Raw genomic sequence first — 10,698 nt, forward strand, 5'->3', positions numbered from 1 at the left:
ACAGCGCGGCGTACTGACGGCCGATGCCGTCCAGGTCGTAGATGATCCGGTCATCGGCCGCGGCCGCAAGAGCGGCCCGCAACGCGGTCTGGTCGAACTGGTCGGGGTGGGGCCCGGTGGGTGCGTGCGAGGTGGCCGGCGCGATGAGGGCACGGTGGCCGGTTCTGCCATGGTCGGCCATCCGGCGTGGTCCGGCGGTCTGGCGCAGGTCGATGGTCTGAGGCGTCACGTGTGAACTTCCGGTCCGACTAGACGATTGATGCCAAGGGCTTGCTGGCACGCAGGAGATGAGGCAAGGGAGTCCGGAGGTCGGCTGTGACCCGCCCGACCCGGACTCCCTCTCCCGCCGCACTCTACGTACTCCCGGGGCCCGTTCTCGCACGTACGGTTCCCCCGGCGCGGCCCGCCCGGCGCGAGGGCCGACGAGCGCGAGCCCCTGCTCCGTGTGTTCGCGCCGCACCCCATCCCTGCACGCCCCGTCCCCGGCCACCGCCCGGCCCACGGAACCACCCGAACGGCGTCGGTGTGCGCCGCCACGGCCTTGACGACCGGGCCGCACCGGACACCGCCGAGGCACCGGCCCACTGGTCCCGGACCCGTCTCCGGCCGACGATGGCCGTATGGGTGTCGACGACCCGGATGCCGGGCTGCTGGTGACGAACGTGCGCGTCTTCGACGGGATCGGAGCGGAAGCGGTGCCGGGGCACGTCCGGGTCGAACGGGACAGGATCGCGGAGGTGGTGCCAGGCCGCCCCTTCCCGCGCGGCGTCCCCGGGAGCACGAGGGTGCTCAACGGCGGCGGCGGCACGCTCATCCCGGGGCTCACCGACGCCCACGTCCACCTGTTCGCGATCGGCGGCACCATGGCAGAGCTGCAGCTCGCACCGACCGGCACGGTCTACTACCAGGCCCTGGCCTCGGCCCGCGACATGCTGATGCGCGGCTTCACCACCGTCCGGGACATGGCGGGTGACACCGAGCCGCTGCGTCGGGTCCTCGACCGCGGGCTGTTCCCCGGCCCGCGGATCTACCCGAGCCAGGCCGCCGTCTCGCAGACCTCCGGGCACGGCGACTTCGGGGCCGTCCACGACACCCCGACCGCGTTCGGCGGTCCGCAGGCCCGCACCGAACAGCTCGGGTTCACCCGGGTGGCCGACGGCCCGGCACGGGTGCTCGCGGCGGTGCGCGAGCAGCTGCGCAAGGGCGCCGCACAGATCAAGCTGATGGCCGGCGGCGGCGTCGCCTCCGACTTCGACCCGCTGGACGTGCTGCAGTTCACCACCGCGGAACTGGAGGCCGCGGTGGCGGCGGCCGCCGACTGGGGCACGTACGTGACCGCGCACGTCTACACCTCCGACGCCGTGCGCCGCGCGGTGGACGCCGGGGTGCGCTGCATCGAGCACGGTCACCTCGTCGACGAGTCCACCATCCGCTACCTCGCGGAGAAGGGCGTGTGGCTGAGCACCCAGCCGTTCGAGGTCGACGACCACCACTACGCGTCCCCGGACAGCGCCCGCAAGAACCGCGAGGTGTGCGAGGGCGTCGCCCGCACCTTCGGCTGGGCGCTGCGGCACGGCGTACGACTCGCCTTCGGCACCGACCTGGTGTTCGACCCGGCGAAGGCCGACCGGCAGATCGACATGCTCGTCCGGCTCGGCCACCACCTGAGCCCGGTCGAGGCCCTGAAGCTGGCCACCTCCGGCAACGCGGAGCTCTTCCGCATGTCCGGCCGCCGCGACCCCTACCGCGCGGCGCCGCTCGGCGTCGTCACGCCGGGAGCCTGGGCCGACTTCCTGGTCGTCGACGGCGACCCGACCACCGACCTGTCCGTCCTCGCCGACCCCGGGCGCAACCTGCGCCTCATCGTCAAGGGCGGCGTCGTCCACAAGGACCAGCTCGACTGACCGGCCGGCCGGCTCGGCCGGTCCGGACCTCACCGGTCCGCAGTGCCGTGCCGGTCGATCCGACGTCCCGGAACTCCGTTGCCCGCCGTCAAGGCCCCGTGAGAGCATCGGGATTCGGCGGTCCGGCTCCTTCCGTTTGCGTCGCACGACGCGATCGGACGAAGGAGTGCGGGCCGTTGCCGTGTCCACGGTTTCGAGGAGTCCCGCCGATGTCCGCGAATGGCAGGTGCCGTTGATGTCCGCACCAGAGCCGGCCGAAGCCTGCATCGAGGATGCGGGCAACATCCTGGTCGCGCCTTCGGCGCTGCAGGACGACGACGTGGTCAGGGACTTCTTCGGGTCCACCGTCACCCCGGAGGAGTTCGCCTCCGATCCTGCCGACCTCGCGCAGCGGACCGTCTACCTGTGCGGCGACGTGTCCGCGATCGACGCCCGCCGACTGCGAGCGGCCGCCCGGGTGTTCGTCGTCCGGGAGCTGTCCCACGGGTACCAGGAGGGCGGCGGCGCACCGTGGACCGTCGTCGGCCTCGGCCGGGTCCCCGTCCGCGTGCACGGTGTCGGCGTGTACTACCACCGCTTCTTCGAACCCGGCGCCGACCACTTCGGACGGATCCGCGCGGAGCACGCGTTCCAGTCCCTGACGGAGTCCACCAAGCCCGGAACGGCCCACCGCACCGGCATCTACCTCACGCCCGTCACGCGCGACGGTGACGACCTGCACTTCCGCCTGCTCCGGTGCTCCACGAACCTCTCGGGGCCGACCGAGGGCTTCCGCCCGACCGACACCGACATCGTCGAGGCGCTGAACCGCGAGGCCGCCGCCGTCTTCCGGAACGCGGCACCGCTGAACCACGTCCTCGCGCAGATCTACCACAACACCCTGGCGACGGCCGAGCGCAAGCAGTCCAAGGCCAGGATCTCGGCCCACGCCGACAAGACCAAGGACATGCCCGTCAACGGCATCATGGCCTTCTGCACCTTCTACGACGGGCTCGACAGGCTGCAGCCCCTCGCCGGGGACGCCTTCGACCACGGTGTGAAGGGCGCCGGCGGGCTGACCAGCCTCCGCTTCCGCCTCAAGGAGCCCGCCGAAGGACGTGGCGGTGCCACGCTCCCGGCGCAGTTCACCGTGACCCTCCACCCCGGGTCGGTGTTCTTCGTGCCACTGTCCACCAACCGCCTCTACACGCACGAGATCCGGCCCTCGGCCCTGGACGCCGAGCTGCTCCCGACCCGCCTGGGATACGTGGTGCGCTGTTCGAACGCCGAGGCCGTCCACACGAACGGCCGGACCTTCCTCAAAGTCGGCGACGAACGGGTGGAACTGGGGCCGCCCACGCCGGACGGCATGGACGAGCTGCGCAGGCTCTACGCCGAGGAGAACAGGACCTCGTCCTTCGTCGACTACGGCAAGGAACTCCTCTTCAGCATGAACACGGGAGACTACGTTGCCCCCCGGATCTAGGGCCTCGGACGACGTCGGCTCGGACGACCTCCGCTCGAACGACGTCCGCTCCTACGACGTCCGCTCGTTCGTCGTGCCGACCGAGGACGACACCTTCGCGGAGCTGTCCGCGTCGGTGCGCTGGGAGGACGTGGGGAAGGGCCGGAGAGGCGCGGTGCTCGCCAAGGCCGACGAGGCGGGCGGTGTGCCGCTCGTCCGCACCACCACGCGGTACGGCAGCCCGGCGCAGCTGTTCCGGCCCGTGCACGATCGGCTGGCGCAGCGGATCCGGGAACGCGCGGGGCTTCCGGTCGGCTTCGACAACGCCCTCGTCGAGAGCTACACGAACGCCTACCGGACCATGGGCGGCCATTCCGACCAGGCCCTGGATCTGGCCGACGATTCGTTCATCGCCGTCTTCTCCTGCTACCGACACCCCGAAGCGGGACCGCCGCGGAAACTGATCTTCGAATCGAAGGATCCCGGTGGCGAGACGTTCGAGATCCCCCTCGTCCACCACGGTGTCGTCGTGTTCTCCGTCGACACGAACCGGCGGCTCCGGCACAGGATCGTCCTGGACGCCCCCGGCCCGACGCCGGACAACCAGTGGCTGGGCGTGACGTTCCGGACGTCCAAGACCCTCGTGCGGTTCCGCGACGGACAGGCGTACCTCCCCCAGGGTGCGCGCCTCACGGCGGCCGACGACGAGCAGAGGGACGAGTTCTACCGACTGAGGCGCCGTGAGAACAGGGAAACGGACTTCGTCTACCCCCCGCTGACGTACACCGTCAGCGCGAGCGATCTGATGCCGCCCGTCTGACGCGGCGGACCGTCGGGCAGCACACGGGACCGGACGTGCACCCCGCCCACCGTCCTGCGGTGGCGGCGCCGGGGTGCGGATCCCGGGGAAGGGCCAGGGTCGGGCCAGGGGCGGTCCAGGGTCGTTGTCAGGGTGATCACCGATGGCAACGGCGGCGGTGCGCGGCAGGGTTGACGCACGCCCGTCCACACCGTTCAGGAGCACTCCCGATGCGCATCCGCCTCGCCGTCACCAACCTCGCCCTGGCCACTGCCCTCACGGCCGGCGCGGCTCTGCCCGCGGCCGCCGCTGCCGTGCCCGCCGCCGGCGCGCCCGCGTCACCGACCGTCGACGACGTCCTCCGCCGGCTGCCCGACGACGTCGTCGCGGGCGCGCTGGTCCGGCAGGACGGTACGGGCGCCTCCGCCGGGCCGGTCACCGCCGACGCGTACGTCCGGATCGGCAGTGTGACCAAGCTGTTCACCAACACGGTGGTCCTCCAGCTCGTCGCCGAGCACCGGATCGGCCTGGACACGCCGGCGCGGCAGTACGTCCCCGAGGTGCTGCCCGAGGCGTACGGGGACGTGACCGTGCGCCGGCTCCTCGACCACACCAGCGGCCTGCCCAAGCCCGCACCCACCCCCGGCCCGGCCGACGGACCCGGGTGGCAGCTCAGGTCCGTGACGCCCGAGGACTTCCTGCGCGACTCGTTCGCCGCGGCGGGCGACGTGCCGCCCGCGCCCCGGACCGAGGAGCAGCAGTACAACGGGCTCAACTCCCTGGTCCTCGGCCTGATCGTCGAGAAGGTCACCGGCCGCTCCTTCTCCGCCGAACTGGACCGCAGGATCATCCGGCCACTGCACCTGGCCCACACCGCCCTGCCCGCCGCCGACGACCCGACCATCCCCTCGCCCCACGCGCAGGTGCGGGTCGACGGACAGGACGTGACCGAGCAGAGCCCGTACCCGTGGGCCGAAGGCGGCATGATCTCCACCGCCGCCGACCTCGACCGCTTCGTCACCGCGCTGTTCCGGGGCCGTCTCCTCCCGCCCGCCCAGCAGGAGCTGGTCTTCGAGGTGCCGGACGTGCCGAGCGCCGCGGACAACACGAACTGCGTCGGCGGAACGGCCTGTTACAGCCTCGGCGGACTCCTGCGCCACCAGCTCCCGAACGGCGAGTACGCCTGGGGCAAGACCGGTTCGCGACCCGGCTGGGACAACGGGGTCTTCGCCACCCGCGACCTCCGGCACCGCGTGGTGTACTCGCTGAACCCGACGGGAGCCGGCAACGACCTCCCGTACATCAGGGCGATCGTCGACGCCGCACTCACCGGCTGACCGCCGAACCGTACAACGGTCGGACACCGACGGTTCGTTCCCGCTGCTGGTGTGACGTTCCGCGCGGCTTCCCGGCCTGTCGCCGGGCCCCGCTGCTACTCCATACTCCAGGACCGGCCTGATGACCCGACAGCGGAGGAGTGCGATGAGTTCGGCAGCGGACGCAGGAACGTGGAAGCTCGGAGACCTGGAGGTGAACCGGATCGGCTACGGCACGATGCGGTTGACCGGCAACGGCATGCTGGGCAACTCCGACGGCCCGCCGATCGACCGCCGTGCCGCGGTCGGCCTGCTGCACCGCGCGTTCGAGCAGGGCGTGAACCACGTCGACACGGCCGCCTTCTACTTCTCGCCGCTGCGCTCCGCGAACGAGCTCGTCGGCCGGGCCCTGAGCGCCTGGCACGGCGACGTGGTCGTGGCGACCAAGGTCGGCCCGTGGCGGGACCCGTCCGGCGCGTGGCACACGGCCCGGCCCGACGAGCTGCGCGGCCACGTGGAGGAGAACCTGCGCCAGCTCGGCCGGGACTGCCTGGACGTGGTGAACCTGCGCCACAACGGCCCCGGGACGGCCTCGATCGCGGAGCACTTCGGCGCCCTCGCCGAGCTGCGCGAGGCGGGGCTCGTCCGGCACCTCGGGCTCTCCAACGTGCGGCCGGCCCACGTGGCCGAGGCGCGGGCGATCGCACCCGTGGTCTGTGTGCAGAACTCCTACGGGCTGGACGCGCGCCGCGCCGACGAGAACGGGCTGGTGGACCTCTGCGGGGAGCAGGGCATCGCCTTCGTCCCGTTCTTCGCCGTCTCCGGCCTGCGGCGGGAGGCCGGCGCGGGCCTGGAGCAGGACGCGCGGGTCCGCTCGATCGCCCGCGCCCACGGCGCGACACCGGCCCAGGTGCGGCTGGCCTGGACCCTCCACCGCGGCCCGCACGTGCTGGCCATCCCCGGCACCGCGAACCCCGCGCACCTCGCCGAGAACATCGCCGCCGGCGCGTTGCGCCTGACCCCGGAGGAGCTGGCCCTGCTCGACGACCGCCGTGAGGACGCCGCGTGAATCCCGGGCGGCGCGCGACGCCCCCGCCCGGCATCGGTGAGCCGGGCGGGGGCGGCCCTCGTCAGCCCCGGGTGACGCCGGGCGCTCCGGCCGGGGCGTCCAGGCCGTAGCGGGCGACGTGCTCCGGGTTGGCCGGGTCGATCGTCCGGACGCCCTCGGCGGCCAGCCGCTCGTTGATCTCCGCGAGGTGTTCCCGGACGAGCTGCTTCTCGGCGTCGGTGGTGCGGCCCTTGTGCGGCCGGCCGGCGTGGTCCAGCGTCGCGTAGTTGACCCGCTCCTTGGCGGCGCGCGACGCGACGGCCTGACCCGGGATCGACCGGGCGACCGGCTTGGCGCCCTGCAGCACCTCGGCCATCGGCGCCGCCGAGGCCAGCCGGTCGAACGCCTCGGCCTCCAGCACGACCGTCCGCGGCTCGTCCGAGCCCGGGTGGTGCAGCTCGATCGTCACCAGGTCGAGCGCCAGCTCCTCCACGTCGGCCACCTCACCGGCGAGCGCCTCGATCTCCACCGGCCCGTCCGCCAGGTCGGGGTGCCGGTGGACGACGATGCGCACCAGGTCGTCGTCGTCCTCCACGTGCTTGCCGGTCAGGTCCGAGAACCGGATGATCTTCTGGCCCATGTCTGCCTCGCCTCTCCTGCCTTGTCGTCCGCGAAGAGCCTACGCCCGGATGATCTTCGTCCGGCCCGGCGTCCGCCTCATGCGCGGCGGCGGCCGCCGGGAACCCTCCACCACAGGAGCCAGACACCGGTCGAGACGATCAGCGAGTTCACCCCGATCGGGCCGGGCCAGGGGCTGAAGCCGTCCCGGCCGAGCCACCAGAAGATGTGCCAGTTGTGCGTCAGGACGTAGAGCACGACGACGTCGAAGACGAAGAAGAGCGCCCAGGCCGACGCCGGGTGGAGGCGCCACCGGGGCGCGGCGTGCATGGAGGAGATCACGGCCGTGGTGGCGACCACGGCCGGGTAGTAGGAGGGCGGCAGGTCCCGCAGGTAGTTCCACGGCAGCACCAGGCCGACGGCCCACAACAGCGCCATGCTGCCGAGGAAGCGCACCAGGCGGGCCACGGCCGGGCTGCTCTCGGACGCCCCGGGGTTCCCGCCGGTGGTCGGCATCACGGTCGGCGCCGCGGTCGGTGCTCCGACCGGCGCCGCGGTCGGCGGGTAGGGCGTGGTCGGCGGGTAGGGCGCGGCCTGCTGCCCGGGCACCCAGCCGCCGCCCGGCGTCGACACCTGCGGCGGGAGCGGGCCGAGCACCGACCGCAGCGGTCTGGCCGGCGACTCCGGCAGCCGGTAGACCGGGGGCGGCCCGAACCCGGCGGGCCCCGACCCGTCGGCCTGCGTCGGCGGCGGGACGAACGCCGGGGCCTCGCCGCCCCGCGCCACCGACTCCAGCGCCGCGAGCGCCTGTTCCGCCGTCAGCCGCTGCGCCGGGTCCTTGGTGAGCAGCCCGGCGAGCACCGGCGCGAGCGCGTCGGCCCGTTCGGTCGGACGCGGCGGCCGGGTGACGACGGCGATGCACAGCGCGCTGAAGGTCTCCGCGTGGAACGGCGCCTGTCCCTCCACCGCCGCGTACAGCGTCGCACCGAGCGACCACAGGTCATTGGCGGCCGTCGGCGGCTTGCCCTCCAACTGCTCGGGGGCCATGTACGCGGGGGTGCCGATGACGGCGCCGGTGCGGGTGAGCGCCGTGGTCGCGTCGGCCATGTGGGCGATGCCGAAGTCGGTGATGACGACCCGCTCGTCCATCAACAGGACGTTGTCCGGCTTGAGATCGCGGTGGACGATCCCCGCCGCGTGCGCCTGCTGCAAGGCCTTGAGCATCGCGATGCCGATCTCGGCCACCCGCCGGACCGGGAGGGCGCCCTCCCGGGCGAGCACCGCGGCGAGCGAGGCGCCGGTCACGTACTCCATGACGATCACCGGCGCGCCCTCGTGCTCGACCACGTCGTGCACGGTGACGATGCCCGGGTGGTTGAGCCGCGCCGCGGCGAGGGCCTCGCGCAGCGTGCGCTGGAGGAGGTGCTCGCGCTCGTCGTCGCCGACGCCCGCCGGCAGGAGCACCTCCTTCACCGCGACGTCCCGCCCGAGGGTCTCGTCCCACCCCCGCCACACGCGGCCCATGCCGCCCTGCCCGATGAGGTCGTGAAGGCGGTAACGGCCCCCGACCACTGCCCCGTTCGTTGCTGTCACGGGCCCTTACCTTAGTGCCGCGGCCCGGCCCCGGGACATGCCACGGGCGGGCCGGTCGAGAACCGGCCGCGCGTCGGGACGGGAGTCCTCCCACGCGTGGCGCCCGCACCGCCGCCGACGATCGGCTGACCGGTGGACTTTCCCGCCACACGCCGTCAGCGCGCCCACGCCTACCGGGAAGTAGGCCGTCCGGGTTCCTACGATCCGCCCCATGAACAGCCGGTCCGCGCCGGTTCGCGCCGGGCCTGCCGACCCCTGAGACGACGGGACGCACAGATGAGACGAACGCTCCGCGGCCGCCTTCCGGCCTGGGCCGCCGCCGGCGCCACGCTGGCCGCCCTGGCGGGCACGATCGCCGCGCCCCCGGCGGCGGCGCACGACGACGACCTCGGGCCCGCCATCGAGGCGATCATGCACAAGCCCGGCTACGAGCACGCGCAGTGGGGCGTGCTGGAGACCGACCCCGAGAGCGGCCAGGTGTTCCACTCGCGGTTCGCGAACCAGTTCTTCGTCCCCGGCTCGACGGCCAAGCTCGTCACCATCTCGGGCGCCTGGCACACGCTCGGCCCCGACCACCGCTTCACCACCCCCGTCATGGCCACCGGCACCCGCACCGGCTCGACCCTCGACGGCAACCTCGCGCTGGTCGCCCAGGGCGACCTCACGATGGGCGGCCGGACCAGGCCCGACGGGACGGTCGACTACACCCCCATCGACCACACCAGCGCCAACGACCTGCCCGGCGCCACCCTCACGCCCGAGAACCCGCTCGCCGGGCTGGACATGATCGCCCACCAGGTCAGGGACGCCGGCCTCACCCGGGTCAACGGGGACGTCGTCGTCGACCCCCATCTGTTCACCCCACCGGACCTGGACCCGCAGCCGACCCCGCTGATCATCAACGACAACGTCATCGACCTGCTCACCACCCCCACCGCCCCCGGCCGGACCGCCCAGCTCATGTGGCGTCCCCAGGTCGCCCCCTACCAGGTCACCTCCACGGTGCAGACGGTGGCGGCCGGCGGCCCGACGAACATCCAGGTCTCCGCCTCCCCCGACGGCACGCAGATCAGCCTGTCCGGCACCATCGCGGCCGACGCGCAGCCCGTCCTGCGGATCTCGAACGTCAAGGACCCGAACGCTTTCGGCCGCACCGCCCTGATCGAGGCGCTCGCCCGGGCCGGGGTCTCCGTGAGCGCCGACCCGACCGGTCCGAACCCGGAGGGCAAGCTGCCGGCCTCCTACGACGGCGACCCGCAGGTCGCGGCGTACGTCTCCCCGCCGTACAGCCAGTACGCCAAGCTGATCCTCAAGGTCAGCCACAACCTGGGCGCCAACCTGGCCCTGTGCAACATGGCCGTGACGCGCGGGAGCAAGGACTGCTTCGACGGCTTCGGCGTCGAGCACGACTTCCTCGTCGACGTGGCGCACGTCGACCCGACGCAGTTCCAGCTCGCCGACGGGCGCGGCGGCGTCTTCCAGGACCGCGCCACGCCCATCGGCCTGGACCAGCTGCTCGGCTACTGGCTGCACACCCCCGACGCGGACGCCTTCCGCCACGCCCTGCCGATCCTCGGCGTGGACGGCTCGCTGGCGATCTCGTGCACCACCGACTGCCCGGCCAAGGGCAAGGTGTTCGCCAAGCCCGGCACCATCGTCGGCGCGGACGACCTGAACCAGCGGATCGCCTACAACGCCGAGAACCTGGCGGGCTACCTGGAGACGGACGACGGCTGCCTGCACCTCTTCTTCGTCGGCGTGAACGGCGCTTCGGCCACCGACATCAACGACGTCATCCGCATCTTCGACGACGTCAACCAGATCGCGGCCCTGCTCCAGGAGCAGGCGTCGGGCGGGCACCGCGCCCAGGAGCACGGCAGCGCCTCCTGAGCCGGCCCGATCCCGACACCAGGGGAGGCCCCGGGGGGGGGGCGGGCCCCGGCGGGCCCCGCCAGCGTGGGGCGGCACACGGGGCC

General features: G+C 72.9%; 8 protein-coding genes and 1 pseudogene. 6 read left to right on the plus strand and 3 right to left on the minus strand.

Going from position 1 to position 10,698, the window contains the following annotated elements; genetic code table 11:
- Positions 1-229: pseudogene (locus ABT048_RS29785) on the minus strand (hypothetical protein); the annotation flags it as partial.
- A 391-nt stretch (positions 230-620) separates the two neighbouring features.
- Here ABT048_RS29785 and ABT048_RS29790 point away from each other — a divergent pair.
- The 5 genes from ABT048_RS29790 (at position 621) to ABT048_RS29810 (ending at position 6,532) form a co-directional block, all read left to right on the plus strand.
- Positions 621-1,904, plus strand: a complete 1,284-nt coding sequence (locus ABT048_RS29790; protein WP_350524632.1) for a metal-dependent hydrolase family protein — start codon at positions 621-623, stop codon at positions 1,902-1,904.
- Positions 1,905-2,139: 235 nt separating this feature from the next.
- Positions 2,140-3,369 carry a hypothetical protein gene (locus ABT048_RS29795; RefSeq protein ID WP_350524633.1) on the plus strand — a complete coding sequence of 410 codons (1,230 nt, stop codon included), beginning with the start codon at positions 2,140-2,142 and terminating at the stop codon, positions 3,367-3,369.
- Entirely contained in the window at positions 3,353-4,168 is an 816-nt protein-coding gene (locus tag ABT048_RS29800; protein WP_502894093.1) for a 2OG-Fe(II) oxygenase family protein, read from the plus strand. The genes ABT048_RS29795 and ABT048_RS29800 overlap by 17 nt, the downstream gene beginning before the upstream one ends.
- A 209-nt stretch (positions 4,169-4,377) precedes the next feature.
- Positions 4,378-5,484, plus strand: a complete 1,107-nt coding sequence (locus tag ABT048_RS29805) for a serine hydrolase domain-containing protein (protein ID WP_350524634.1) — start codon at positions 4,378-4,380, stop codon at positions 5,482-5,484.
- A gap of 145 nt (positions 5,485-5,629) precedes the next feature.
- Positions 5,630-6,532, plus strand: coding sequence for an oxidoreductase (locus ABT048_RS29810; RefSeq protein WP_350524635.1), 903 nt, complete (start codon positions 5,630-5,632; stop codon positions 6,530-6,532).
- A gap of 61 nt (positions 6,533-6,593) precedes the next feature.
- On the opposite strand, the gene ABT048_RS29815 is transcribed toward ABT048_RS29810, so the two are convergent.
- Positions 6,594-7,151 (minus strand): hypothetical protein, encoded by a 558-nt coding sequence (locus ABT048_RS29815; RefSeq protein WP_350524636.1) that lies wholly within the window; start codon positions 7,149-7,151, stop codon positions 6,594-6,596.
- Positions 7,152-7,228: 77 nt separating this feature from the next.
- Positions 7,229-8,722, minus strand: a complete 1,494-nt coding sequence (locus ABT048_RS29820) for a serine/threonine-protein kinase (RefSeq protein WP_350524637.1) — start codon at positions 8,720-8,722, stop codon at positions 7,229-7,231.
- Between the two features lie 276 nt (positions 8,723-8,998).
- On the opposite strand from ABT048_RS29820, the gene dacB reads away from it, so the two are divergent.
- Complete coding sequence (gene dacB, locus ABT048_RS29825; RefSeq protein WP_350524638.1) at positions 8,999-10,612, plus strand: D-alanyl-D-alanine carboxypeptidase/D-alanyl-D-alanine endopeptidase; 1,614 nt, start codon at positions 8,999-9,001, stop codon at positions 10,610-10,612.
- The last annotated feature ends 86 nt before the right edge of the window (positions 10,613-10,698 follow it).

Source organism: Kitasatospora sp. NPDC096140 (assembly GCF_040303045.1).
In the GTDB taxonomy this organism is placed as follows: Bacteria; Actinomycetota; Actinomycetes; order Streptomycetales; family Streptomycetaceae; genus Kitasatospora.

Bases quoted from the DNA above. Each gene is read 5' to 3' on its own strand.
- ABT048_RS29790 (WP_350524632.1), top strand. From the start codon at position 621: ATGGGTGTCGACGACCCGGATGCCGGGCTGCTGGTGACGAACGTGCGC.
- ABT048_RS29795 (WP_350524633.1), top strand. From the start codon at position 2,140: ATGTCCGCACCAGAGCCGGCCGAAGCCTGCATCGAGGATGCGGGCAAC.
- ABT048_RS29805 (WP_350524634.1), top strand. From the start codon at position 4,378: ATGCGCATCCGCCTCGCCGTCACCAACCTCGCCCTGGCCACTGCCCTC.
- ABT048_RS29810 (WP_350524635.1), top strand. From the start codon at position 5,630: ATGAGTTCGGCAGCGGACGCAGGAACGTGGAAGCTCGGAGACCTGGAG.
- ABT048_RS29815 (WP_350524636.1), bottom strand. From the start codon at position 7,151: ATGGGCCAGAAGATCATCCGGTTCTCGGACCTGACCGGCAAGCACGTG.
- dacB (WP_350524638.1), top strand. From the start codon at position 8,999: ATGAGACGAACGCTCCGCGGCCGCCTTCCGGCCTGGGCCGCCGCCGGC.